Below are 23,294 nucleotides of genomic sequence, written 5' to 3'. Positions count from 1 at the left end.
GGGGCGCGGCGGGCGGCAGGCCCGAGGAACACGCGGAACGCCGGGTGCGGGTCATCGTCTCGGCGCTCGCCCTGAGATATCCGGCCTCCCCGCGTTTCTCCCCCGGACCACCCCGGAATCTCCACAACTCCCGGGCAGGCTGGGCCGGTGGACCTCACCAGCAGTCCGAACCGGACCAGCCAAGCCGTTCTCGGTGCGCTGCACGCCGTCTTCGCGCTCGTGGCCGCGGTCGCCGCGCTCAGCCTGTGCCTCGCGGCGGCCTTCACCGAATCCCCGCTCAACGTGGTGTACATCATCGGCGTCTTCTGCCGCCTGTACGGGATCTTCGTCTTCCCGCTCGCCGCCGCGACCGGGGCGGTCGCGAACCGTTACGTTCCCCGGCCGTACGCCAGCGTCGTCATCTGGACCACCATGCCGGTGGCCGCGGTGCTCTTCCCGCAGATCACCCTGCTCACGGGATGGCCGTCGCTGGAGTAGCTTTCGCCCGCGCGAGCGCCTCTTCGATCTTCTTGTTGCTCGTCATGCTCATCGTCACCAAAGTCATCGACACGAGCACCCCCGCCGCCGCCACGTAAGGCACTCGCACTCCGGCCGTCGCGGCGAGCCAGCCGCCCAGTGCGGCACCCGCCGGTGCGGCCGAAGCCGAGACCAGGCGCGAAGCCGCGGCGACCCGGCCCATCAGCCGTGCGGGCACCACGACCTGGCGCAGCGAACCGCCGAGCACCATGGTCGTCGCCATCGCGCAGCCGCACAGCGCGAACATCGCCCCGGCGAGCCACGGGTCCCGAGCGAGACCGAAGACCAGGACCGCGCCGCCCTCGATCACCGCGGTGACGGTGAGCGCGGTGCCGGTGCCCAGCCATTTCTCCAGCGGCCCGGCGAGCACCATCGCGCCCACCAGTCCTCCGGCGGCTTCCACCGCGAGCAGGAAGCCGTAGCCAGCCGAGTCCAGTCCCAGCGCGTCCTTCGCGAACACCACCAGGACCGCCCCGAACGCGCCGAAGGCCAGGTTTCCCACCGCGGGCCGCAAAGCGAGGCCGAGCAGCAGCCGATCCTTGACTACGTAAGCGAAACCCTCCTTCGAGTCCGCCCACACCGAGCGGCCCGGCGTGCGCTCCGGCACCGGCGCCGGCGGCAGCGTCCGGATCAGCACCGCACTGGCCACGTACGTCAGCGCGTTCACCGCGAACGGCAGCGTTCTCCCCACGGTGAAAAGGAAACTCCCGACCGGCGGCCCGGCGAACTGCCCGGCCGCGGTGGACGCTCCGCGCAGATAGCCGTTGGCGCGGCGAAGCAAGGTCTGGTCCCGCGCCAGCAAATCCGGCAGGTACGCCTGCGCGGCGGTGTCGAAGAACAGCGTGCCGGTGCCGAGCAGGAACGCGACCACGAACAGGACCGGAATGCTGAGCCAGCCGAACGCGCCGGCGGCCACCGTCGCCGCCAGCAACACTGCTCGGGCCAGGTCCGCGAGCCACATCGTGCGCCGCCGGTCCCAGCGGTCGACCAGCGCCCCGGCGAACAGCCCGGCCACCGGATACGGGGCGAGCACCGCCACCGTCACCAGGCTGACCACCAGCGGATCGCTGTCCAGCAGCAGCGCCAGCAGGGGCAGCGCCGCGGTATACGCGCCGTCGCCAAGGGAACTGACCGTCGCGGCGGTCCACAAGCGACTGAACGCGGGAGGCATTTTCGTCTTGGTCATCGGGCCGCTCCGGGGCCCGGGCGGAAGAACGCGACCGCGACGGTGGCGGCGGCCTCGTCGGCGTCGCGCGCGTCCCGCAGCTCGTCGAGCAGCCCGGCCAGCCTGCGCTCGAACTCCTCGAACTGCGTCTCGCTGATCCGCGTGTGCTGCAGCCGGACGAACCGGTGCGAGCCCTCGGGCGCGGTCGAGAGGTCGTCGAGCGCGTGCTGCAGCAGCACGTCCCGCTGGCCCGCCGCGGGTTCGGGCAGCTCGATGCTCTTGCCGACGTGCGCGTAGTAGCGCTCCAGCACGCCGCGCACCTTCCGCGTGCGCACCACGTGCACGATCCCGGCCCGTTCCAGCACTCGCATGTGGTAGCTGGAACTGCCTTTCGCGATCCCCAGCTGGTCGGCGACCTGCGTGATCGTCGCGGGCCCGTCGCGCAGCACCGCGAGCACGCGGTGCCGCACGACGTTGCTCACGGCGCGCAGCTGGTCGGTCGTTTCGACATGGACAGTGTCGTGCGGCGGGACGTAGCCCGCTTGGTCATCCCCAGTCACGAGGCTAATGGTCAACGACTCTTGACCATTTGTCCAGAGCTTATTTCCGGGCAGTGCCGGTCAGCGGTACTCAGCCGCCGAACAGCCCGACCACCTTCCGGATCAGCTCGACCACGCCGTAGCCGAACGGGGCGAGCACCCACAGCCACGCGATCACCAGCAGAACGGTCCGGCCGCTGGAACGGCCCTCGGCACTCGTCATCACGCCTCGCTCCCCACCGCGGTCTGCCCGGCCGGTTCGTGGAACTTCTCCTTCACCGGGCGCACGCATTCGTTCGCGACGAACCCGACCACCAGCAGGCCGATCATGATCCAGAACGACAGCTGGTAGAGGTCCGGCCCGGTCTTGCCCGCCGCCTTCTGGCTGTCCGCGATCCCGTCCACGATGAGCGGCCCGAGCACGCCCGCCGCCGACCACGCGGTCAGCAGCCTGCCGTGGATCGCGCCGACCTGATAGGTGCCGAACAGGTCCTTGAGGTACGCCGGGAGCGTCGAGAACCCGCCGCCGTAGAAGGACAGGATCAGCATCGCGCACAGCACGAACACGAGCTTCGACCCGTTCGTGGTCAACGCGATCACGAGGTACAGCAGCGCGCCGACGCCGAGGTAGAACCGGTAGATGTTCTTGCGCCCCACCAGATCCGAGGCGGACGACCAGACGAACCGGCCCAGCATGTTGGTCAGCGAGAGCAGCGCGACGAACCCGGCGGCGGACGCGGCGCCGACCGGCGCGGAGGTGCCCTTGAAGAAGTCGGTGATCATCGGCGCGGCCTTCTCCAGGATGCCGATCCCCGCGGTCACGTTGAGGCACAAGACAATCCAGAGACACCAGAACTGCGGCGTCTTCAGCGCGTTCGCCGCCGAGACGTTCGCCGTGGAGATCATCGGCTTGGCCGCGGCCTGCTTCACCGCGCCCGCCGGACGCCAGTCGTCGGCCGGGACGCGGACGATCAGCACGCCCATCGTCATGAACACCGCGTACACGATCCCGTGGATCAGGAACGCCGTCGCGATGTCGCCGGTCGTGGGCGAGGTGCCGAGCATCGCCGACGACCACGGCGACGCGATCAGCGCGCCGCCGCCGAAGCCCATGATCGCGATCCCGGTGGCCATGCCCGGCCGGTCCGGGAACCACTTGATCAGCGTCGACACCGGCGAGATGTAGCCGATGCCGAGGCCGATCCCGCCGACCCCGCCGTAGCCGGCCACCACGAGCCAGAACTGCCCGGTCGCGACGCCGAGGGCGGCGAGCAGGAACCCGGCGGAAAAGCAGACTGTGGCGACGGTCATGGCCCAGCGCGGACCGTTTTTCTCCACCAGGGTGCCGCCGAACGCGGCGGACAGCCCCAGCATCACGATGCCGAGCTGGAACGGCAGCCCGGACTGCGTGCCGGACAGTCCGAGGGTCTTCTCCAGCGGCGTCTTGAAGACGCTCCACGCGTAGGCTTGGCCGATCGACAGGTGGATGGACAGCGCAGCGGGCGGCACGAGCCAGCGGGTCCAGCCGGGCGGTGCGACGATGCGGGAACGGGCAAGGAAGCCGGGGACAGCCATCGGCGGTCTCCTCCCAACAGTGACGAGGTGCTGGGAATGGTTTACCAGATCCTCGGCGTTGCGCCGGATGACTGTCGAATGACTTGAGAATGTCTTGTCGATGACAACAAAATTCGACGCCGAAGACGACAACCGGAACGAGTGGAGCAGGCGATGGGCAGAGTGACGGTGCGACGGCCGGTACGGCGGATCTCCGCGGCCGGCGAACGGCGCAGGCCGGACTCGCTGGCCGCCGAAGAACCGCTTGAGCTGCGGGTCGGCGGCAAGGCGCTGGCGGTGACAATGCGCACGCCCGGCCACGACGTCGAACTCGCGCACGGCTTCCTGCTCTCGGAGGGCGTGCTGGGGTCCCGTGAGGACGTGGCCGTGGCGCGCTACTGCGACGGCGTCGACGACCAAGGCCGCAATACCTACAACGTGCTCGACATCGCACTCGCCGAAGGAGTAGCTCCGCCGGACACCGGCGTCGAGCGGAACTTCTACACCACCTCGTCGTGCGGCGTCTGCGGCAAGGCCGCGCTCGACGCAGTGAAGCTGCGCAGCCGGTTCTCCCCCGGGGCGTCGGAGTTCGCGGTGAAGACCGACGTGCTCTCGCAGATGCCGGATCGGTTGCGGGAAAAGCAAAAGGTGTTCTCGTCCACCGGCGGCCTGCACGCCGCCGGACTGTTCACTTCGGACGGTGAGCTCGTCGTCGTGCGCGAGGACGTGGGACGGCACAACGCGGTGGACAAGGTGCTCGGCTGGGCCCTGCAGGCGGGCCGGATCCCGGCGCCCGATCTGGGGCTGCTGGTCTCCGGCCGCGCCTCGTTCGAGCTCGTGCAGAAGGCCGCGATGGCGGGCATCGGGCTGCTCGCCGCGGTGTCCGCGCCGTCGTCGCTCGCGGTCGAACTGGCCGAGGAGAACGGCATGACGCTGATCGGTTTCCTGCGCGGCGACAGCATGAACCTCTACACCGGGGACCAGCGTCTGCTTACCTGATCACGCTTCGGCGGGCACCCAGTTGCCGTGGAAGCCGTGCGGGACGCGGTCCGGCAGGTGGACCGCGGCGACGGTTTCGAGGGTGCCCGCGTCGAGCAGGACGAGATCGCTGCGCGCCTCGGCCGCGTCGTACACGTAGCCCATCAGCACGCCTTCGTCCTCGCCCGCGTCCGCACTGGACGGAACGAACACGAACTCCCCCGGTTCGCGGCCGGGACCGAAGCGGTGTGCATCGACCGAACCCTTGCGGAGGTCGTGTTTGTACACCGCGCCGACGCTGCGCGACCGGTCGTCGAGCGCCGTCGCGTAGCCGTACCGGTGCGGTAATCCGACCAGACGTTCGTCCACCCGCGGGAACTCCTGGCCGTGGTCGTCGATCCGTTCCTCTACGACCTTCCCGAGCGTGAGGTCGACGGTCCACCGGTCGAGCGTCGGCTCGCCCTCGGCCGGGCCGTGCAGCGCGCGGTCGAACATCTTCGGGTGCCGGACCACGTCGAGCACGATCCGGTCGTCCTCGTCGTAGGCGTTGAGCGGATGGAAGACGTAGCACTGGCCGACGTCGAACCAGCGGACGTCGCCGTTGTCCCCCTCGCGCGGCATCACGCCGATGCGCGCCGGGTAGTCCGGATTCCACCGGTACGGCAAGGAACTCACGCCGCGGCCGGTGCGCGCGGTCAGCGGGTCGGGCACGTCGACCGGCACCGGGGCCTGGTCCGGATCGAAGGTGACCGGCAGGTCGTAGAACACGACATACCGTTCGGTGAGCGAGAAATCGTGCATCATCGGCGCCCCGGTGACCTCGATGTCGACCGTCCGCCGCGCCCGTCCGTCGGTGCCGACCACCGAATACTGCACCCGGTTCCCGAGCCCGAATTGGTACGAGACGGCGTGCAGCTCACCCGTTCGCGGGTCGCGCTTCGGGTGTGCGGTGTACCCGGAGAGGGTGCCGCCGAAGTCGCAGACGCCCAGGGTGTCCAGCTCCTCGCTGAGCTCCCACTGCGGCAGCCCGCCCTCGACCAGCGCGATCGTGCGCCCGGCGTGCCCGATGACGTTGGTGTTGGCCCCGCCCTCGTCGGTGCCGACGCGGCGGCTGCGGTACCACTCGGCCCGGCCGTCGCGAAGGCGTACGCCGTGCACCATGCCGCGGCCGAGGAACCAGTGGTGCGTTTCGGGATCCGGGTCGGCCGGGTTCGGCCCGTTCCGCAGGTAGCGGCCGTCGAGGTAGTCGGGCAGCTGCCCGGTGACCGTCAGCCGGGTGCTCGTGTACTCGCGCTCGACCGGCGCGAAGTTGCCTTCGAGGAAGTGATTCGTCATGACCCGCTCCGTCCATAACGTGGTTATGGACACCGGTATAACAGGGTTATGGAACACTGGCAAGCATGAGCGAGCGGACTCGGGGCGAACACGCGCGGACGCAACTGGTCGAGGCGGCGATCCGGCTGCTGGCCGACGGCGGCGCGGAAGCACTGCAGGCCCGCAAGCTGGCGGCCGAGATCGGCGCGTCCACCATGGCCGTCTACACGCACTTCGGCGGGATGTCCGCGCTCATCGAAGCCGTTGCGCGGGAAGGGTTCCGGCGGCTGATCGCGAACATGGCGACGGTCGAGCGCACCGACGACCCGGTCGCCGATCTGTACCAGCTGGCGCTCGCCTACCGCCGCACCGCGGTCGAGCACCCGGAGTTGTTCGCTCTCATGTTCCGCGAGGCGGGCGCGCACGGACAGCCGGTCGGCGAGCTGATGAAGGCCAAGGAGGACAGCGAGGCGGCGTCGTCATTCCGCGGCATGGTCGCCGCCGTCGGCCGCACCATCGACTCCGGACGGCTCCAAGGCGACCCGCTCACCGTCGCCGCACAGGTGTGGAGCGCGGTGCACGGCTATGTCACCCTCGAGTTGCTGGGCCACTTCGGCCGGGGCGACCGCGGGGTGACCGAGGTGCTCGCGCCACTCTGCGTGACGCTGGTCGTCGGGCTCGGAGACCGCCCTGCCGCCGCCCGGGCGTCCGTGGGGCTGGTCACAACAACCGAGTGAAGATCTTCCGAAGGCAACGTTTCGTCCCTTCCTCACGTCTTACGCTATATGGGTGAGGGGGATCGGGTGACCGAGGAGACTGAGGGCCGAAGGCGGGTGAGCCGCCGGTCCATGCTGATCGCGGGCGCTTCGGGCCTCGGCATCGCCGGGCTCGCGGTGGGGAGCGCGACCGGCGTCGTGCCGTTCAACCAGGCCATGCAGCGGGCGCTGGGCGTCACGTCGTCGACACCGGTGACGCAGCTGGGCAGCATGCGGGTGGAACGCGTCTATTCGCACGCCCGCGGCCGGGAAGTGGACCTCGTTTTCCTGCTGCCGAGCAAGAAGCCGCCGGCCGGTCTGCCGATGTCGCTGATGCTGCACGGCCTGCACGGTTCCGCCCGTTCCGCCGCGCCGAGCGGACTGCTGAAGCAGCTGGGCAGCGACGTCGCCCGCAAAGCCGTGCCGGCGTACGGTTTCGTCGCGGTCGACGGCGGCGACAACTACTGGCACCAGGTCCGCCCCGGCGACGACCCGATGGCGATGCTGCTGGAAGAAGTCCCGCAGTGGCTGCGCGCCCGCGGTTTCGGCGGCACGGACGGCCAGCCGTTCGCGTGCGCCGGAGTGTCGATGGGCGGTTTCGGAGCGCTCCTGTACGCCCGCCGCCGAGCCGAACGCCGCCAACCGCCCGCCGCGGTCGCCGCGATCGCTCCGGCGCTGATCACGTCGTGGCCGGAAATGGCGAAACGCCGCATTTTCACCGGACTGAACGACTGGACGTCGCTGGATCCGCTGCGCCACCAGTCAGCATTGCAGGGCATCCCGACGGCGGTTTACTGCGGCACGGAGGACCCGTTCATCACCGGGGTGCGGCGGTATATCGCGGAAACGCACCCGACGATCGGGTATACGGCGCACGGGAAGCACAGCGACACGTTCTTCCGCACTACGGTGCCGAGCATGGTGGGGTTCTTGGGGAAGCATCTGCGACAGAAGGCGTGATCCTTCTCAGCGGAGAATCCCCAATTCGTCGACCAGATAGGTCGGCGTGCTGAGGAACAGTTCCGGCGACACCGGGCCGTACGCGACGTTCAGCGTGTCCAGCCGGTAGTGCCACTCCCCGCTGCAGACACCGACCAGGCGGTAATTCACCTGCCACCGCAGCCATTCCCCGCGGGCCAGGCGGTGCGCCGGAGGGCGACGCCAGCGGCGAGGATTCCCGTGCGGGGTCGTTTCCAGCTTCACCCGCAGGCGATCTTCAGCCTCTTCGAGGCGGATCGTCGAATCCAGCGATGAAGGCGCTTTTCGCTGCACGCCTTCCCGGGCATCGAACCGCGGCTCGAAATCCGTCTCTTCATCCATCCGCACCATGTGGGTGAAAGGCGCGGTCAACGCCGGTAGCGGGAACGCGATCGGGGCCGCGTTGCGGCGAGCCGCCTCCGCACCGCCGCGGGATTTCTTCGTCCACGAGGTGCACACCCACTGCACGACCGCATCCACCGCGTCATCCTCCACCGTGGAGGACGCCTACCGCGAGCGAGTTACGACACCCAGCGGGCTACGACCGACATCACCCAGAACCCCACCATCGCCGCCAGCGCCATCAGCAGCGACCACCGCAGCTGTTGTGCCCGGGTCTCCGACGAGCGCAGGCGGCGCAGGAACAGCCACGACACCGCGAACAGCGGGATCGGCAGCAGCGGCAGCGCCGAGAGCCGGGTGCCGACCGCCACCAGGCAGACCAGCGTGAACAGTGCGAGCATGATCTCGGACGCGCGGATCAGCCACGGGAAGCGCGTCAGCACGGACGCGGCGACCCGTTCGCTCAGCTCGACAATGCCGACCGGAGCGGCGGAAGGCTCGGTCTCGGCGGGTACCGCTTCGCCGGGGTCGGCAGTGTCGTCCCCCCGGGGTGCGGTCAGCGGCACGGTTGTCATCCTGTCCATTATCGCGCCCGCCGCCGACACCCGGACAGCCGACTCCTGCTAACGCCCGGCGGCCGCCGGGTCAGGCCGACTTCTCGCCGCGCTCGCTGCGGGTGCGGCGCGACGGCTGGCGAGCCACGATCGTGGGGTTGACGTTCTCCCGCACGGTCTGCTCGGTGATCACGACCTTCGCCACGTCCTCGCGGCTCGGGATGTCGTACATGACCGGCTGGAGGACTTCCTCCATGATCGCGCGCAGGCCGCGGGCGCCGGTGCCGCGGAGCACGGCCTGGTCGGCGATCGCCTCGAGCGCGGTCTTGGTGAACTCCAGCTCGACGTTGTCCATCTCGAAGAGCTTCTTGTACTGCTTCACCAGCGCGTTGCGGGGCTGCGTCAGGATCGAGACGAGCGATTCCTTGTCCAGGTGGTTCACCGTCGCCACGACCGGGAGCCGGCCGATGAACTCCGGGATCAGCCCGAACTTGATCAGGTCCTCCGGCATGGTGTCGGAGAACACGTCGCTGCCCTCGATCTCGGCCTTGGTGCGGATCTCCGCGCCGAACCCGAGGCCGCGCTTGCCTACCCGCTCGTTGATGATCTTTTCCAGCCCGGCGAACGCGCCCGCGACGATGAACAGCACGTTCGTGGTGTCGATCTGGATGAATTCCTGGTGCGGGTGCTTGCGCCCGCCCTGCGGCGGCACCGACGCGGTGGTGCCCTCGAGGATCTTCAGCAGCGCCTGCTGCACGCCCTCGCCGGACACGTCGCGGGTGATCGACGGGTTCTCGCTCTTGCGGGCGATCTTGTCGACCTCGTCGATGTAGATGATGCCGGTCTCGGCGCGCTTGACGTCGTAGTCGGCCGCCTGGATCAGCTTCAGCAGGATGTTCTCGACGTCCTCGCCGACGTAGCCCGCCTCGGTGAGCGCGGTGGCGTCGGCGATCGCGAACGGCACGTTTAGCAGCTTCGCCAGCGTCTGCGCGAGGTAGGTCTTGCCGCAGCCGGTGGGGCCGAGCATCAGGATGTTCGATTTGGCGAGCTCGACCGGCTCGTCCTTGGAGTCCTTCGGCCCGGACTTGTCGTCGGCCTGGATCCGCTTGTAGTGGTTGTACACCGCGACCGCGAGCGTCTTCTTCGCGTCGTCCTGGCCGATGATGTACTGCTCGAGGAACTCGTGGATGTCGGCGGGCTTCGGCAGCTCGTCGAGCTTCACGTCGCCGGCTTCGGCCAGCTCCTCTTCGATGATCTCGTTGCAGAGGTCGATGCACTCATCGCAGATGTAGACCCCTGGCCCGGCAATGAGCTTCTTCACCTGCTTCTGGCTCTTGCCGCAGAAAGAACACTTCAGCAGGTCGCCGCCGTCACCGATCCGTGCCATGGCCGTTGACCTCGTCCCCTCCGGTGCGCGGGGCGCACCTGCACTACTTCCTGGCGGCCCCGGGACTGCCAGGCGTTCCCGGGACCAACACGCATTGCCATCGACGGTACCCGTCCGAAGGCGCGGTCGGGAACACCCGACCCCTTCGGGCTCGTCGACGACCGACAGTAGACCAGCGGACCGGTGCGCGTCGCGGATTCGCCGCGCACCGGCCCGTCGCGGTCAGTTCGCCGAGGCCTTCCGGTACGGGAGCACCTCGTCGATCAGGCCGTAGGCCTTGGCCTCTTCGGCGGTGAGGATCTTGTCCCGCTCGATGTCGGCCTTGATCTCGTCCGGTTCCTTGTTCGTGTGCTTCGCCAGGATGACCTCCATCTGGCGGCGCACGCGCTGGATCTCGTTGGCCTGGATCTCCAGGTCCGAGACCTGCCCGTAGGTGCCCTCGGTGGCGGGCTGGTGGATCAGCACGCGCGCGTTCGGCAGCGCCATGCGCTTGCCCGGCGTGCCCGCCGCCAGCAGCACCGCGGCGGCCGAGGCGGCCTGGCCGAGGCACACGGTCGAGATGTCCGGGCGGATGTACTGCATGGTGTCGTAGATCGCCATCAGCGACGTGAACGACCCGCCCGGGCTGTTGATGTAGATGCTGATGTCGCGGTCCGGGTCCTCGTGCTCGAGGTGCAGCAGCTGGGCCATCACGTCGTTGGCCGACGCGTCGTCCACCTGCACGCCGAGGAAGATCGTCCGCTCCTCGTACAGCTTGTTGTACGGGTTGGACTCCTTCACGCCGTAGCTGGTGCGCTCGACGTAGGACGGGAGGATGTACCGCGACTGAGGAGTCTGCGGAGCCCGGAAGTCACCCGGGAGCCGGAAGTTGCTCATGATGCTCTCCTGTGTGGTGCTTCGGGGCTCAGTTGCTCGAGGTCAGGCCGCTGTCGCGGGTCAGCACGTGGTCGACGAAGCCGTAGTCCTTCGCCTCCTGCGCGGTGAACCAGCGGTCGCGGTCGCCGTCCTTGATGATCTGCTCGGTGGTCTGGCCGGTCTGCTCGGCGGTGATCTTCGCGAGCTCCTGCTTCCACTTGTTGAACAGGTCCGCCTGGATCGCGATGTCGGAGGCGGTGCCGCCGACGCCCGCGGACGGCTGGTGCATCAGGATGCGCGCGTGCGGGAGCGCGTAGCGCTTGCCGGGGGTGCCCGAGGAGAGCAGGAACTGCCCCATCGAGGCCGCCATGCCCATCGCGTAGGTCGCCACGTCCGGGCGGATCAGCTGCATGGTGTCGTAGATCGCGAACCCGGCGGTCACCGAGCCGCCCGGCGAGTTGATGTAGAACCGGATGTCCGATTCGGCGTCGTCCGCGTCGAGCAGCAGGAGCTGCGCGGTGAGCCGGTTGGCGACCTCGTCGTTGACCTCGGAGCCGAGAACGACGATGCGCTCCTGGAGCAACCGCTCGAACACCGAGTCGGTGAGGTTGAGCCCCGCGGTGCCGGTCCGCCCCTCGGGCATGTGCTGCTTCACGTCTGCCTGCCTTTTCACCGGCGGCGGGCCGGCCGGAGGGCCGCGCCGCCGCTGTCGTGTTCAGATGCTTGAGATCTTGCAACCGACCCTAACGAACTTGGGCGGTGCAGAATGCCTGACACCGCCCAAGTTCGCTCACAGCTTTACTCCGCGGGGGTCGCCGCCGCTTCTTCGGTGACCTGCGTCTCCTCGGCGGGGGCTTCCTCGTCCGCGCCGAACAGCTCGCTGAGGTCGACCTCGGACCCGGACGCGTCCTTCACCGTGGTGCCGCGCACGACGGAGGCGAGAGCCTTGCCGCGGCGGACGTCGGCGTAGATCGCGGTCAGCTGGCCGGACTGCTGGGCCCGCTGCACGTACTCGTCCGGGCTGACGCCGAAGCGCTGCGCCTGGTAGATGATCCGCTCGGTGAGCTCGCCGTCGTTGACCGACGTCTTCTCCTTGTCGGCGATGGTGTCCAGCAGCAGCTGCGTGCGGACGGCCTTCTCCGACTCCTCCTTGACCTCGGCGTTGAACTCGTCGAGGGTGCGGCCCTCGGCCTCGAGGGCCTTGGCGAACTGCGCCTCGTCGTGGTCGAACGGGTGAATCGCGTCGTGCTTGCGGTTCTCGATCTCGGCCTCGACGACCTTCTCCGGCAGCGGCACGTCGGTGCGCTCGAGGAGGATCTCGAGGACCTTGTCGCGCGCCTGGACGCCCTGCTGCATCGTCTTGACGCGGCCGAGCCGGGTGCGCAGGTCCTCGCGCAGCTCGTCGATCGTGTCGAACTCGCTCGCCAGCTGGGCGAACTCGTCGTCGGCCTCGGGCAGCTCGCGCTCCTTGACCGACTGCACGGTGACGGTGACCTCGGCGTCCTGGCCGGCGAACTCGCCCGCGACCAGCTTGGTGGTGAACACCTTGGTCTCGCCCGCGTTCGCGCCGACGATGGCCTCGTCGATGCCGTCCACGAGCTGGCCGGAGCCGATCTCGTAGGACAGGCCGGTGGTGGATGCCTCTTCGACGGCCTTGCCGTCGACGCTGGCCGACAGGTCGATCGAAACGAAGTCGCCGGTCTGGGCCGGGCGCTCGACGCCGGTCAGGGTGCCGAAGCGGGCGCGCAGCTCGTCGAGCTGCTCGGCGACCTCTTCGTCGGTGGTCTCGACGTCGTCGACGCTGATCTCGAGGCCGGCGAGGTCGGGCAGCTCGATCTCCGGCCGCACGTCGACCTCGGCGCTGAACTCCAGCACCTCGCGGTCCTCGAGCTTGGTCACCTCGAACTCGGGCTGGCCGAGCGTCCGGACCTCGCCCGCGCGGACGGCCTCGATGTACTTGGCCGGAATGGCCTCGTTGACGACCTCGTCGAGCACCGGCGCGCGGCCGATCCGGCTTTCCAGGACGCGAGCGGGGACCTTGCCGGGACGGAAACCGGGGACCCGCACCTGCTGGGCGATCTTCCGGTACGCGGCGTCGAAGTTCGGCTTGAGCTCGTCGAACGGCACCTCGACATTGATCTTCACTCGCGTCGGGCTGAGCTGCTCGACGGTGCTCTTCAAGGTCTTCTCCTCGAGCGGTAAACGATGGGGGCGGACAGTCCCTCGGGACCGCCCCGGTCACCTGCTGACCGGGATATCCGAGTCTAGGCCAGAGGGTTGACAAGACCGGCCGCGGGTCACCTGCCGCTCAGCGCGCTCCGATCCGCGCCCGTAGCGTCGGGACGTGGTTTCCGGTCAGCAGAACGAAGGTCCGGCCGCAGCGGCGGCGCGGCTCACCGGTTTGAACACGGACTCACACGACGCCTCAGGCACCCTCAGTGAGATCACCCTGACCGACGGCGCCCACCGCGTCGAAGCGGTAGTGAAACGCGGCCACGCCCCCGGCGCGACCCGAGCCGAAGCAGCCGGACTCCGCTGGCTCGCCGAAGCGGACGCGGTCCGGATCCCCCGGGTTCATGGCGCGGACGACACGTGGCTGGTGCTGGACCGAGTGGCGGAGAGCACGCCGTCACACGCGGAGGAGTTCGGCCGCAACCTCGCGCGCCTGCACGCAGCCGGAGCCCCAGCCTTCGGCGCCCCGCCCCCAGACGGCTTGACCGACGCCTGGATCGGCACCGCGCCGATGCGCAACTCACCAGGCGATTCGTGGCCGGAATGGTACGCGGAATACCGAATCCTCCCGTACGTCCGAATGGCCGCCGAGATCCTTGATACGAACGTCTTCGAACGAGCCTGCACCCGAATCCCGGCAGTAGCTGGCCCACCAGAACCCCCGTCCCGCCTGCACGGGGACCTATGGAGCGGCAATGTCCTCTGGGACGCACACGGAGCAGTACTAATCGACCCAGCCGCACACGGCGGCCACCGGGAGACCGATCTAGCGATGCTGCACCTGTTCGGCTGCCCACAGTTAGAGCGAATCGTGGCCGCCTACAACGAGTTCGCACCACTGGCCGACGGATACCGAGAACGAATCGCCCTGCACCAACTCTTCCCACTCCTGGTGCACACAGTCCTGTTCGGACGCTCGTACGCCAACCAAGCAACCGCCGCCGCCCGCTCTCTGGGCTGACCTGCTGACTTCGCCGTCCGTGAGGACCGCTCCGCCCGCCGCCAGCCACCGGGATGCCGCCCCAATGCGGCATTGGGTGCGTCAGATGCACCGAACGCCACATTGGGTGCGTCCCATGCACCCAATGTGGCATTGGGGCGCTAGCCCCGCCCCAACCCAAACCGCACCGGTGCACCCAACGAGCGAGGCACCCAGCCCTCCCCCGCACCCCGATACGAAGCCTCCCTGCGGTTCGGGGGTGCTTGTCAAGGCATCTTTCCCGCCTTGACAAGCACCCCCGAACCGTCAGCACAATCAAGCTTCGGGGTGCCCCACGCAACCAAGATCGGGCCAATGTCGCCGCCAGGCGACGAGCCGCCCCCACAGCCCACTCACAGCGAGCACACATCGCCCCCACACCGACGAACCGCACCCTCAAGCCATGACCCCCCGCGCAAGGTTCGCCGCCCGCCCGGCCCGGCAATCCCTGCGCACAAAACTGACCGTCTCCGTAGTAATCCTCCTCTCCCTCGTCTGCCTGACCATCGGCGTGATCAGCGAATTCGCTCTCCGCGCCTTCCTCATGACCCAAACCGACACCCAGCTCTCCGCAGCCACCGCCCGAGCCCTGGATTTCGCCACCCACCCCGGCCCGCCCGCCAGCGAACGCAACCCCCTCGACGCCCCCGGCCAAGGCGCAGGCACGGTCACCGCCCACTTCTCCCCAGACGGCACCAACGGCACCGGCGGCTGGCTCTCCCCCCACGGCCAACGCCTGACCCTCACCCCAGACGAACTAACAGCCCTGCAAGACCTCCCCACCAACGGCCGCCCCTACACCCGCACCATCGGCTCCCTGGGCGACTACCGCCTCACCGCCTTCCCAGTCCCTGACGGCGTAGTCATCACCGGCGTCCCCCTGGCCGCGATGCAACAAACCCTCCTGACCGTCGGCCTGATCCTCTTCGGCGTAGCCGCCGCCGGAGTGACCGGCGCAGCTTTCCTAGGCGCCTTCGCAGTCCGCCGAACCCTCCGCCCGCTGGAGCGCGTCGCGGAAACCGCCTCCCGAGTCTCCGAACTCCCCCTCGACCGAGGCGACGTCGACCTGTCCGTCCGAGTCCCCGCCGAAGACACCGACCCCCGCACCGAAGTCGGCCAGGTCGGCGCGGCGCTGAACCACATGCTCGGCCACATCTCCTCCGCCCTCGAAGCCCGGCACGCCAGCGAACTGCGCGTCCGCCGGTTCGTCGCCGACGCCAGTCACGAACTGCGCACGCCGCTCGCCGCGATCCGCGGGTACGCCGAACTCGCCGGGCGGTCCGGCAGCCACGCCCCGCCGGACGTCGCGCATTCGATGACCCGGATCGAGTCCGAAGCCGACCGCATGACGGCGCTCGTCGAAGACCTCCTCCTGCTCGCCCGCCTGGACGCGGGCCGCCCGCTGGACGTCGCCGAAGTCGACCTGACCCGCTTGGTCGCGGACGCGGTCGGCGACGCGCACGTGGCCGGTCCGCACCACGTCTGGCAGCTTGCGATGCCGGACGAACCGATCCTCGTCCTTGGCGATGTCCAACGGCTGCACCAGGTTTTGGCGAACCTGCTCGCGAACGCCCGCGTCCACACGCCGCCCGGCACCACTGTCGACACCGCTCTCACGAGATCCGCGGACGGCAGCGCCATAGTGACCGTGACCGACAACGGCCCGGGCATCCCGCCGGAGTTGCAGCCGGCGGTGTTCGAACGCTTCGCCCGCGGGGATTCGTCACGGTCGCGGGCAGCCGGTTCGACCGGGCTGGGCCTGGCGATCGCGTCCGCAGTGCTGACCGCGCACCACGGCACCATCGCGATGCGGAGCCGCCCCGGCCAGACGGAATTCGCCGTGCGGCTGCCGATCGCGGTTCCGGCTCAGCGCACATCGCCCGTGGATGACCGCAAGTCCCACAGCGGGCACACAGGGTAGGCACATCGCGGCCCCAGGTCGTCCCGCGAGGCTGGCCGCATGACCGCAGTCGCGACCCATTCCGCCGTTCCCGCCGCGCCGGTACAGCGCTCCGAACCGAGATGGGTGCGCCCGGCCCTCGTGCTGCTGCTCGTCGCCACGGCCGCGCTGTATCTGTGGGATCTCAGCGCTTCCGGCTGGGCCAACGCGTTCTACTCCGCTGCCGCGCAAGCCGGATCCCAGAGTTGGAAGGCATTGTTCTTCGGCTCCACCGACGCGGCCAACGGCATCACTGTGGACAAGACGCCAGCCGCGCTCTGGGTGATGAGCCTGTCCGCGCGGCTATTCGGCGTGAACGCGTGGAGCATCCTGGTGCCGCAAGCGTTAATGGGTGTCGGCTCCACGTGGCTACTATACGCGACTGTGCGGCGCACCTCCGGCGCGGCTGCGGGATTGCTCGCTGGCGCGGTACTCACTCTTACCCCGGCTGCGGCGCTGATTTTCCGCTTCAACAACCCAGACGCGTTGCTGGTTCTGTTGCTGATCACCGCTGCTTACTTCACGGTGCGGGCAATCGAGAAAGCCAGCCCTCGATGGCTCGTTTTCGCTGGCGTGGCAATCGGATTCGGCTTCCTCGCCAAGATGCTGCAAGCTTTCCTCGTCCTGCCCGCCTTCGCCCTCGCGTACCTCGTCGCCACACCGATCGCCCTCGGCAAGCGTCTGCTGCATCTGCTCGCTGGACTGGGTGCGGTCGTGGTTTCGGCAGGCTGGTATCTCGCCGTCGTGGCGTTGTGGCCGGCCGCGGACCGGCCGTACATCGGCGGGTCGCAGAACAACAGCCTGTTTGAACTCACCTTGGGCTACAACGGTTTCGGCCGCATCACCGGCGACGAGACCGGAAGCGTCGGCGGAAGTCCGGGCGGCGGTTGGGGCAGCACCGGCCTGTTCCGGTTGTTCGGCAGCGAGATGGCGGGCGGTATCGCGTGGCTGCTGCCCGCCGCGGTGCTCGGGCTCGGCGCTGGTCTCTGGTTCACCCGCTACGCGCCGCGCACCGACCGCAGTCGCGCTTCGCTGGTGCTCTGGGGCGGTTGGCTGATCGTGACCGCCGCGGTGTTCAGCTTCATGGGCGGGATCATCCACCCCTACTACACCGTCGCGCTCGCCCCGGCGATCGCCGCGCTCGTCGGGACCGCCGCCGTCCAGTTGTGGCGGATCCGCGGCAATCCGGCCGCGGTCGGGCTTTTGAGCGGCGGTGTCGCGCTGACGACGGTAACGAGTTACCTGCTGTTGGACGGCTCTTGGCAACCGTGGCTTGCCCCGACCGTGCTCGTTCTCGGGCTTTTGGCGGCTATCGCCCTGTTTTTCGTTCAGCACTTCGGGCGGATCGCCGCGGTGCTGGGCCTGGTCGTGTTGCTCACCGGAACCGGCGCGTACAGCCTCGCCACCGCGGCGACTCCGCACAGCGGCGCGATTCCGTCCGCCGGACCGAATACCCGGCAAATGTTCGGCGGAGGCGGCGGATTGCTCGGCACCACCCTGCCCGGCGCGAATCTGACAGCACTGCTGCGGCAATCCGGCGACCACCGGTGGGCCGCGGCGACCGTCGGGTCCAACAACGCCGCCGGATACCAGCTCGGCAGCGGCGAACCTGTGCTCGCGGTGGGTGGTTTCAACGGCACCGACCCGTATCCGACGCTCGCGCAGTTCGAGCAGTACGTCCGGCAAGGACAGATCCGCTACTTCCTCGGCGACGGCATGACGATGCGCGGGTCCGGCAGCGGAAGCGACGCGGCCGCCCGGATCGTCCAGTGGGTGGCCGAGAACTACCGAATGACCACAGTGGACGGTGTCACCGTCTATGACCTGACTGCCTGATTCCGTGCCGTGCGGCCAAGATCACCCGAGCGGGCGTACGTCGCACAGCGCAGGCACAGGAACACCACAACGTGGCCAAAGCCCGGCGGACGACGGTGAACTCATGAACGCCACCGCCCCCTCCCGCAGCGGCGCCCCGCGGCCCGGGACGACTCCGGTCGGCCTCGGCGGCCCGCATCCCGTGCTCGACGTCGTCATCCCGGTCTACAACGAGGAAGCCGACCTCGAACCGTGCATCCGCAGACTGCGGGCGCACCTCGCCGAACGCGCCGGCTATCCGTACCGGATCACCGTCGCGGACAACGCGAGCACCGACAAAACCCTTGCCGTAGCCGAAGAACTGGCCCGCGAGTTCCCTGAAGTCGAAGTGCACCACCTCGACGAGAAGGGCCGCGGCCGCGCACTGCAAGCCGTGTGGTCCGCCTCGGACGCCGCCGTGCTGGCCTACATGGACGTGGACCTGTCCACCGACCTCGCCGCGCTGGACCCGCTCGTCGCCCCGTTGCTGTCCGGACATTCGGACGTCGCGATCGGCAGCCGCCTCGCCCGCGGCGCCCGGGTGGTCCGCGGGCCGAAGCGAGAGTTCATCTCCCGCTGCTACAACCTGATCCTCCGCGGCACGCTCGCGGCGAGATTCTCCGACGCACAATGCGGGTTCAAGGCGATCCGCGCCGACGTCGCCCGTGCGCTGCTCCCCCACGTCCGCGACACCGGCTGGTTCTTCGACACCGAACTGCTCGTGCTCGCCCAGCGCGCCGGGCTGCGGATCCACGAGGTGCCGGTGGACTGGGTCGACGACCCGGACTCGTCGGTCGACCTCATCGCGACCGCCACCGCAGACCTCAAAGGCATCGCCAGGGTCACCCGCGCGACCCTCACCGGCGAGATCCCCGTGCACCGGCTGCGCGAACAGCTCGGCCGCGAACCGATCGGCGTGGAGGCCCCCGGAGTGTCCCCGAGCCTGGTCAAACAACTCGTGCGGTTCGCCGCGGTCGGCGTCGCCAGCACCGTCGCGTACCTGCTGCTTTTCCTGCTGCTGCGGACCATGGTCGGCGCGCAGGCGGCCAACTTCACCGCGCTGCTCGTCACCGCGATCGCGAACACCGCGGTGAACCGGCGGGTGACGTTCGGCGTCCGCGGCCGGGCCGGAGCCGGGCGGCACCAGTTCGAGGGGCTCATCGTGTTCGGCCTCGGACTGGCGCTGACCAGCGGTTCCCTCGCCCTGCTCAACCACACCACCCATCCCGGGCTCGTCCTGGAGACGACCGTGCTCGTGCTGGCGAACCTCGCCGCCACGGTGCTGCGTTTCCTGCTGCTGCGGGGCTGGGTCTTCAATCCGCGCCGTACCGCTACCGAGGAGTCGTCTTGAGCACTGTCCTGTCCGCCCGGCCTGCCGTCCCGGACGCGCCGGACCGCGCGAAGCTTCGCTGGGTCCGTCCGTCGGTGTTCGGCCTTCTGGCGCTCACCGCCGTCCTGTACTTCTGGGATCTGACCGCTTCCGGGTTCGGCAACTCGTTCTACGCCGCGGCCGTGCAATCGGGCACGCAGAGCATGAAGGCGTGGCTGTTCGGCTCATTGGACGCCGGGAACGTGATCACTGTCGACAAACCGCCTGCCGCGTTGTGGGTGGGAACGGCTTTCGCGCGCATCTTCGGGTTCTCGAGTTTCACGGTGCTCGCTCCGCAAGCGCTGATGGGCGTCGGGTCGGTCGGGTTGCTGTACCTGACTGTCCGCCGGGTTTCCGGGCCGCTGCCGGGATTGCTGGCCGGGGCGATGCTCGCGCTGACGCCGGTCGCCGCGCTGATGTTCCGCTTCAACAACCCGGACGCGCTGCTCACGCTGCTGCTGATCGCCGGTGCGTACTGCACGGTGCGAGCGGTCGAGAAGGCCAGCCCTCGGTGGCTCGTTTTCGCTGGCGTGGCAATCGGTTTCGGGTTCCTGACGAAGATGATGCAGGCGTTCCTCGTGCTGCCCGCGTTCGCGCTGGCTTATCTGATCGCCGCGCCGACCGGGCTCGGGAAACGGTTGCTGCACTTGGTTTACGCCGGGATCGCGGTAATCGTGTCGGCGGGCTGGTTCGTGGCGCTGGTGGAGCTCTGGCCTTCGGCTTCGCGGCCGTACATCGGCGGGTCGACCGGGAACAGCCTGCGGGAGCTGGCGCTCGGATACAACGGGCTCGGCCGGATCTTCGGCGGGCAGGGCAACGGCGGCGGCATGGGCGGGATGGGCGGCGGCCAGGGCGGCGGGAACACCGCGTTCGGCGGCAGCTCCGGTCTCGGGCGGATGTTCGGCGCGAGCTTCGGCACGGAGGTCTCGTGGCTGCTGCCGGCCGCGCTGATCGGCCTGGCGGCCGGGCTGTGGTTCACCCGGCGGGCCGCGCGCACCGACCGGACCCGGGCGTCGCTGCTGGTCTGGGGCGGGTGGCTGCTGGTGACCGGGCTGGTGTTCAGCTTCATGAGCGGCACCGTGCACCCGTACTACGCGGTGCAGCTCGCTCCTGCGATCGCCGCGCTGGTCGCGATTTCCGGGCACGCGCTGTGGCGCGGCCGGGCGCACCCCGCGCCGCGGACGGTGCTGGGCGGGATGATCGCGGCGACCGCGGTGTGGGACTTCATCCTGCTCGACCGGACGCCGGACTGGGTGCCCGCGCTGCGCTGGGTGATCGTGGTGCTGGGGTTGCTCGTGAGCACCATTGTGGTGGTCGGGGTGCCGCGGACGCGGACCGTCTTGATCGGCCTCGCGGCGGCGATCGTCCTGACGCTCGGGGTCGGCACCGCTGGGTACGCCGCGGAGACGGTTTCCTTGCCGCACAGCGGTTCTATCCCGACTTCGGGTCCTCGGAGCAGCGGAATGGGCGGCGGTTTCGGCGGCGGGATGGACGAGGCCAACGGTTCCGTCGGCCAGCTGCTGGGCGGCACGACGACGAAGTGGGCCGCCGCGACGACCGGATCGCAGTCGGCGGCGAGCCTGGAGCTGGCGAGCGGCAAGTCGGTGATGGGCATCGGCGGCTGGGACGGCAGCGATCCGGCCCCGACGCTGGAGCAGTTCAAGCAGTACGTCGCGGCGGGCGAAGTGGCGTACTACGTGGACGGCGGCCGGGGCGGCGGTCCCGGCGGCGGGTCGAACGACATCTCCGAGTGGGTGGCCGCGAACTTCACCGCGACCACGGTCGGTGGCGAAACTGTCTACCAGCTCACCCGGTAAGTCGGGAAATCCTCAGCCTCCTCCCAGGAACGAGGCGCATTCTGGAAGGCACGGAGAGTCATCCGCCGCGAACGTCCGGGAGGTCACGATGGCCGCATACCCACGCTGGCACACCGCGAGCGAGCAGGGCCCGCGCGAGCGCAATGCCGACGCGGTGAGCGCCTACGCGGCCGCTGGGGCGCGCGGAATCACCTTCGCACTCGCCGACGGCGTCGGGGACGACCCCGGCGCCGGGCGAGCCGCCCAGGTCGCCGCCGCGGCCGCCGCACGGACTCCCGTCGAAGCCGGTCCGGTCAAGGCGGTTTTGGCGGCCCAGCAAGCAGTTCACCGGCTGGGCGGCACTGGCGACGCAGTCCTCGTGGTGGCGATGCCGTTCGCCGGCGGATACCGGATCGCGTGGGTCGGCGACGCGCGAGCGTATGCGTGGGACGGGTCGATGATCCACAAGCTGACGCGGGACCACACGATGGCGGAGTACTTCCGCTCGCGGCACCAGCCGTACTCGCCGCGGATGGAGCACCTGGTCACCACGAGCGTCCGCACGACGAAGCCCGAGGAGATCGGCACGACGGAAACCCCGAGCGGCGGCCTCCTGCTCACCAGCGACGGCGTGCACAAGGTCCTCACGCCAGCCACGATCGACGAAATCCTCGCCGACCCGGCCCGCGGCGCCTCAGCGCTGGTCGCCACCGCCATCGCCCTGGGCGGCCGAGACAACGCGACGGCGCTGTTCGTGGAAGCCCCCGACGTGGCCGCGCTGGTCACGGAGAGGCTGCACACCGCCGCCTAAGCGCGCTCGCGCTTGAGGGCCCGGTACTCGCGGTAGACGAGCACGATGATCACCGCGTCGAGCGCCGCGAAGAACGGCAGCGCGATGGAGTGCGTTTCGAAGGCGCGGTAGATCTCGTACACGACGAACGCCGCGAGCACGAGCATCGCGACCGGATAGGCGCGGACCCACTTGCGCGCAAGCGCCCACACGAGGGCGAGCTTGAGCAACCCGTGCGCCAGCAGGTAGATGACGGCGAACGTCTTGGTCCCCCCTCCGGCGAAATGCTCGGCAGCGGTTTCCAGATGCCGTGCCAGCGTGCCGGAGGGGTCGCCCAGCAGATCGCGGGTGATGACCGCGTTGGCGAACCCCGTGACGACCGTCGCGGGGATGAACGCCAGGATCAGCGCCCCGATCAGCTGAAGGCCCCCGTCGAGGCCCTTCAGCGTGATCGCGATCTTGAACAGCCGCTCGGTGGAACGGGTGGAGGTCTCCTCGCTCATCGGTACAGGAAACCGGAAAACCCCGGGACATGCTGGGTTGACGGCCTGGTTTCGCGCGGGTGATCCGGTTTGTGGGCCCTGCTTTGACCGCTGGCCGGGGTGTTCCGGTTCGCGCCCTGCTTCCTCCGGTGGCCGGGTCGTTCCGGCTCGTGCCCCTGCTTCGGCCGCGGACCGGGTTGCTCCGGCTCGCGCCCTGCGGCCGCCGCAGGCCGGGTTGCTCCGGCTCGCGCCCTCCTTTGGCCCCCTGGCTGGGGTGTTCCGGTCCGCGCCCTGCTTCCGCCGCGGGCCGGGCTGTTCCGGCTCGCGCCCGCCGTGGCTCACCAGTTCCGCTGCGGTTGCGCCCCCTTCACTCGCGAAGCATGGCCGCACCGCCCTTGCTCTGGCAGTCCGCGCAGCGCGTATACCGTTTCGTGTGATCGTGCGGATCCTGCCCGAACACCGGATAACACGCGGCCCCGCACAACCCGAGATACACCGGCCCGCACCGCAACGGACGCCGCCCGACCTGATGCGCCAGCCGAGCCGCGTTCTCCGGCGCACCCGCCTGCGGCAGCCAGCCGTGCGCGGGCAGGCTCGCCAGGACGATCTCGTTGAGGTGATCGGCCCGCCGGATCAGGGCCCGCCCGAGGTCGAGAAGGCGCTCGCCGAGATCCCGCACCGCGTCCGGTCGCGGATATCGTTCGTCGAGCGCACGGGTCAGGAACCCGAGATCCAACGCCAGGGTGGCTTGGAGGTCCCGGATCCAGGTAACCAACTCGGGGCCGGTGAGCCCTACTGCTGACGTGCGCTGCTCGGGCAGTCTGCTCCAGTGGCCGGTCATGCGCTGTCCCCAGCGAATGCCAGGCCGCCTCGTGCTCCCACTCGGTTGGATGCCCCTCGCGGTGCTGCTGCCGCG

23 protein-coding genes are annotated in these 23,294 nt (G+C 69.3%); 10 read left to right on the top strand and 13 right to left on the bottom strand.

What is annotated here, in order from left to right; genetic code table 11:
* The first annotated feature begins 147 nt into the window (after nucleotides 1-147).
* Nucleotides 148-477 carry a hypothetical protein gene (locus FKO37_RS17825; RefSeq protein WP_134663059.1) on the top strand — a complete coding sequence of 110 codons (330 nt, stop codon included), beginning with the start codon at nucleotides 148-150 and terminating at the stop codon, nucleotides 475-477.
* Here FKO37_RS17825 and FKO37_RS17820 read toward each other — a convergent pair.
* The 4 genes from FKO37_RS17820 to FKO37_RS17810 all read right to left on the bottom strand — a co-directional run bounded on the left by FKO37_RS17820 (nucleotide 452) and on the right by FKO37_RS17810 (nucleotide 3,795).
* Nucleotides 452-1,702 (bottom strand): MFS transporter, encoded by a 1,251-nt coding sequence (locus FKO37_RS17820; RefSeq protein WP_134729690.1) that lies wholly within the window; start codon nucleotides 1,700-1,702, stop codon nucleotides 452-454. The genes FKO37_RS17825 and FKO37_RS17820 overlap by 26 nt on opposite strands.
* Nucleotides 1,699-2,241 carry a transcriptional regulator gene (locus FKO37_RS17815; RefSeq protein ID WP_037813829.1) on the bottom strand — a complete coding sequence of 181 codons (543 nt, stop codon included), beginning with the start codon at nucleotides 2,239-2,241 and terminating at the stop codon, nucleotides 1,699-1,701. Before FKO37_RS17815 ends, FKO37_RS17820 begins: the two co-directional genes overlap by 4 nt.
* Before the next feature lie 70 nt (nucleotides 2,242-2,311).
* Complete coding sequence (locus tag FKO37_RS47175; protein WP_255443335.1) at nucleotides 2,312-2,443, bottom strand: hypothetical protein; 132 nt, start codon at nucleotides 2,441-2,443, stop codon at nucleotides 2,312-2,314.
* On the bottom strand, nucleotides 2,443-3,795 hold the full coding sequence (locus tag FKO37_RS17810) for an OFA family MFS transporter (RefSeq protein WP_037813833.1): 1,353 nt from the start codon (nucleotides 3,793-3,795) through the stop codon (nucleotides 2,443-2,445). Before FKO37_RS17810 ends, FKO37_RS47175 begins: the two co-directional genes overlap by 1 nt.
* A 153-nt stretch (nucleotides 3,796-3,948) precedes the next feature.
* Here FKO37_RS17810 and fdhD point away from each other — a divergent pair, with 153 nt between their 5' ends.
* Nucleotides 3,949-4,773, top strand: a complete 825-nt coding sequence (gene fdhD / locus FKO37_RS17805; RefSeq protein WP_037813836.1) for a formate dehydrogenase accessory sulfurtransferase FdhD — start codon at nucleotides 3,949-3,951, stop codon at nucleotides 4,771-4,773.
* On the opposite strand, the gene FKO37_RS17800 is transcribed toward fdhD, so the two are convergent.
* A complete protein-coding gene (locus tag FKO37_RS17800; RefSeq protein ID WP_238605135.1) occupies nucleotides 4,774-6,087 on the bottom strand; it encodes a carotenoid oxygenase family protein in 1,314 nt (437 codons plus the stop codon). It abuts the gene before it with no gap.
* Between the two features lie 65 nt (nucleotides 6,088-6,152).
* On the opposite strand from FKO37_RS17800, the gene FKO37_RS17795 reads away from it, so the two are divergent.
* Both FKO37_RS17795 and FKO37_RS17790 read left to right on the top strand, forming a co-directional pair.
* On the top strand, nucleotides 6,153-6,803 hold the full coding sequence (locus FKO37_RS17795) for a TetR/AcrR family transcriptional regulator (RefSeq protein ID WP_037813846.1): 651 nt from the start codon (nucleotides 6,153-6,155) through the stop codon (nucleotides 6,801-6,803).
* A gap of 48 nt (nucleotides 6,804-6,851) precedes the next feature.
* Nucleotides 6,852-7,781 (top strand): alpha/beta hydrolase family protein, encoded by a 930-nt coding sequence (locus FKO37_RS17790; protein WP_043837252.1) that lies wholly within the window; start codon nucleotides 6,852-6,854, stop codon nucleotides 7,779-7,781.
* Between the two features lie 6 nt (nucleotides 7,782-7,787).
* Here FKO37_RS17790 and FKO37_RS17785 read toward each other — a convergent pair whose 3' ends face one another.
* From FKO37_RS17785 to tig, 6 genes are all read right to left on the bottom strand, one after another.
* Nucleotides 7,788-8,279: a hypothetical protein gene (locus tag FKO37_RS17785; protein WP_238605133.1), complete on the bottom strand. Its 492-nt coding sequence runs from the start codon at nucleotides 8,277-8,279 to the stop codon at nucleotides 7,788-7,790.
* Nucleotides 8,280-8,320: 41 nt separating this feature from the next.
* Nucleotides 8,321-8,716, bottom strand: a complete 396-nt coding sequence (locus FKO37_RS17780; protein ID WP_235147034.1) for a hypothetical protein — start codon at nucleotides 8,714-8,716, stop codon at nucleotides 8,321-8,323.
* Between the two features lie 70 nt (nucleotides 8,717-8,786).
* Nucleotides 8,787-10,082, bottom strand: a complete 1,296-nt coding sequence (gene clpX, locus FKO37_RS17775; protein ID WP_037813853.1) for an ATP-dependent Clp protease ATP-binding subunit ClpX — start codon at nucleotides 10,080-10,082, stop codon at nucleotides 8,787-8,789.
* Nucleotides 10,083-10,304: 222 nt separating this feature from the next.
* Nucleotides 10,305-10,958 carry an ATP-dependent Clp protease proteolytic subunit gene (locus tag FKO37_RS17770; RefSeq protein WP_009081146.1) on the bottom strand — a complete coding sequence of 218 codons (654 nt, stop codon included), beginning with the start codon at nucleotides 10,956-10,958 and terminating at the stop codon, nucleotides 10,305-10,307.
* Nucleotides 10,959-10,986: 28 nt separating this feature from the next.
* On the bottom strand, nucleotides 10,987-11,592 hold the full coding sequence (locus FKO37_RS17765) for a ClpP family protease (protein WP_037813861.1): 606 nt from the start codon (nucleotides 11,590-11,592) through the stop codon (nucleotides 10,987-10,989).
* 143 nt (nucleotides 11,593-11,735) lie between these two features.
* The gene (gene tig, locus FKO37_RS17760; protein WP_037813864.1) at nucleotides 11,736-13,118 is read right to left on the bottom strand and encodes a trigger factor; all 1,383 of its coding nucleotides are present in this window, start codon (nucleotides 13,116-13,118) and stop codon (nucleotides 11,736-11,738) included.
* A 163-nt stretch (nucleotides 13,119-13,281) separates the two neighbouring features.
* Here tig and FKO37_RS17755 point away from each other — a divergent pair, with 163 nt between their 5' ends.
* From FKO37_RS17755 to FKO37_RS17730, 6 genes are all read left to right on the top strand, one after another.
* Nucleotides 13,282-14,130 (top strand): fructosamine kinase family protein, encoded by an 849-nt coding sequence (locus tag FKO37_RS17755; RefSeq protein WP_374204338.1) that lies wholly within the window; start codon nucleotides 13,282-13,284, stop codon nucleotides 14,128-14,130.
* 421 nt (nucleotides 14,131-14,551) lie between these two features.
* Nucleotides 14,552-16,069 carry a cell wall metabolism sensor histidine kinase WalK gene (locus tag FKO37_RS17750; RefSeq protein WP_238605131.1) on the top strand — a complete coding sequence of 506 codons (1,518 nt, stop codon included), beginning with the start codon at nucleotides 14,552-14,554 and terminating at the stop codon, nucleotides 16,067-16,069.
* 39 nt (nucleotides 16,070-16,108) lie between these two features.
* Entirely contained in the window at nucleotides 16,109-17,923 is a 1,815-nt protein-coding gene (locus FKO37_RS17745; RefSeq protein ID WP_037813869.1) for a glycosyltransferase family 39 protein, read from the top strand.
* Nucleotides 17,924-18,026: 103 nt separating this feature from the next.
* Nucleotides 18,027-19,292, top strand: a complete 1,266-nt coding sequence (locus FKO37_RS17740) for a bifunctional glycosyltransferase family 2/GtrA family protein (protein ID WP_037813871.1) — start codon at nucleotides 18,027-18,029, stop codon at nucleotides 19,290-19,292.
* Nucleotides 19,289-21,127, top strand: coding sequence for a glycosyltransferase family 39 protein (locus FKO37_RS17735; protein WP_238605129.1), 1,839 nt, complete (start codon nucleotides 19,289-19,291; stop codon nucleotides 21,125-21,127). The genes FKO37_RS17740 and FKO37_RS17735 overlap by 4 nt, the downstream gene beginning before the upstream one ends.
* Before the next feature lie 88 nt (nucleotides 21,128-21,215).
* Nucleotides 21,216-21,917 (top strand): PP2C family serine/threonine-protein phosphatase, encoded by a 702-nt coding sequence (locus FKO37_RS17730; RefSeq protein ID WP_037813877.1) that lies wholly within the window; start codon nucleotides 21,216-21,218, stop codon nucleotides 21,915-21,917.
* Here the strand turns inward: FKO37_RS17730 and FKO37_RS17725 are convergent.
* A complete protein-coding gene (locus FKO37_RS17725) occupies nucleotides 21,914-22,399 on the bottom strand; it encodes a DUF2127 domain-containing protein (RefSeq protein ID WP_238605127.1) in 486 nt (161 codons plus the stop codon). The two genes, FKO37_RS17730 and FKO37_RS17725, sit on opposite strands and share 4 nt — an antisense overlap.
* A 346-nt stretch (nucleotides 22,400-22,745) precedes the next feature.
* Nucleotides 22,746-23,219 carry a hypothetical protein gene (locus tag FKO37_RS17720; RefSeq protein ID WP_134729668.1) on the bottom strand — a complete coding sequence of 158 codons (474 nt, stop codon included), beginning with the start codon at nucleotides 23,217-23,219 and terminating at the stop codon, nucleotides 22,746-22,748.
* Between the last annotated feature and the right edge of the window lie 75 nt (nucleotides 23,220-23,294).

This window comes from Amycolatopsis sp. Poz14 (genome assembly GCF_006704225.1).
Lineage (GTDB): Bacteria > Actinomycetota > Actinomycetes > Mycobacteriales > Pseudonocardiaceae > Amycolatopsis > Amycolatopsis nivea.
Note: the sequence above shows the minus strand (reverse complement) of the source record. Positions and strands in the feature narration are given on the sequence as shown.

Coding starts and splice junctions, on each gene's coding strand:
- FKO37_RS17820 (WP_134729690.1), bottom strand. CDS start 1,702: ATGACCAAGACGAAAATGCCTCCCGCGTTCAGTCGCTTGTGGACCGCC.
- FKO37_RS47175 (WP_255443335.1), bottom strand. CDS start 2,443: ATGACGAGTGCCGAGGGCCGTTCCAGCGGCCGGACCGTTCTGCTGGTG.
- FKO37_RS17810 (WP_037813833.1), bottom strand. CDS start 3,795: ATGGCTGTCCCCGGCTTCCTTGCCCGTTCCCGCATCGTCGCACCGCCC.
- fdhD (WP_037813836.1), top strand. CDS start 3,949: ATGGGCAGAGTGACGGTGCGACGGCCGGTACGGCGGATCTCCGCGGCC.
- FKO37_RS17800 (WP_238605135.1), bottom strand. CDS start 6,087: ATGACGAATCACTTCCTCGAAGGCAACTTCGCGCCGGTCGAGCGCGAG.
- FKO37_RS17795 (WP_037813846.1), top strand. CDS start 6,153: ATGAGCGAGCGGACTCGGGGCGAACACGCGCGGACGCAACTGGTCGAG.
- FKO37_RS17790 (WP_043837252.1), top strand. CDS start 6,852: ATGGGTGAGGGGGATCGGGTGACCGAGGAGACTGAGGGCCGAAGGCGG.
- FKO37_RS17780 (WP_235147034.1), bottom strand. CDS start 8,716: ATGACAACCGTGCCGCTGACCGCACCCCGGGGGGACGACACTGCCGAC.
- clpX (WP_037813853.1), bottom strand. CDS start 10,082: ATGGCACGGATCGGTGACGGCGGCGACCTGCTGAAGTGTTCTTTCTGC.
- FKO37_RS17770 (WP_009081146.1), bottom strand. CDS start 10,958: ATGAGCAACTTCCGGCTCCCGGGTGACTTCCGGGCTCCGCAGACTCCT.
- FKO37_RS17750 (WP_238605131.1), top strand. CDS start 14,552: ATGACCCCCCGCGCAAGGTTCGCCGCCCGCCCGGCCCGGCAATCCCTG.
- FKO37_RS17745 (WP_037813869.1), top strand. CDS start 16,109: ATGACCGCAGTCGCGACCCATTCCGCCGTTCCCGCCGCGCCGGTACAG.
- FKO37_RS17740 (WP_037813871.1), top strand. CDS start 18,027: ATGAACGCCACCGCCCCCTCCCGCAGCGGCGCCCCGCGGCCCGGGACG.
- FKO37_RS17730 (WP_037813877.1), top strand. CDS start 21,216: ATGGCCGCATACCCACGCTGGCACACCGCGAGCGAGCAGGGCCCGCGC.
- FKO37_RS17725 (WP_238605127.1), bottom strand. CDS start 22,399: ATGAGCGAGGAGACCTCCACCCGTTCCACCGAGCGGCTGTTCAAGATC.
- FKO37_RS17720 (WP_134729668.1), bottom strand. CDS start 23,219: ATGACCGGCCACTGGAGCAGACTGCCCGAGCAGCGCACGTCAGCAGTA.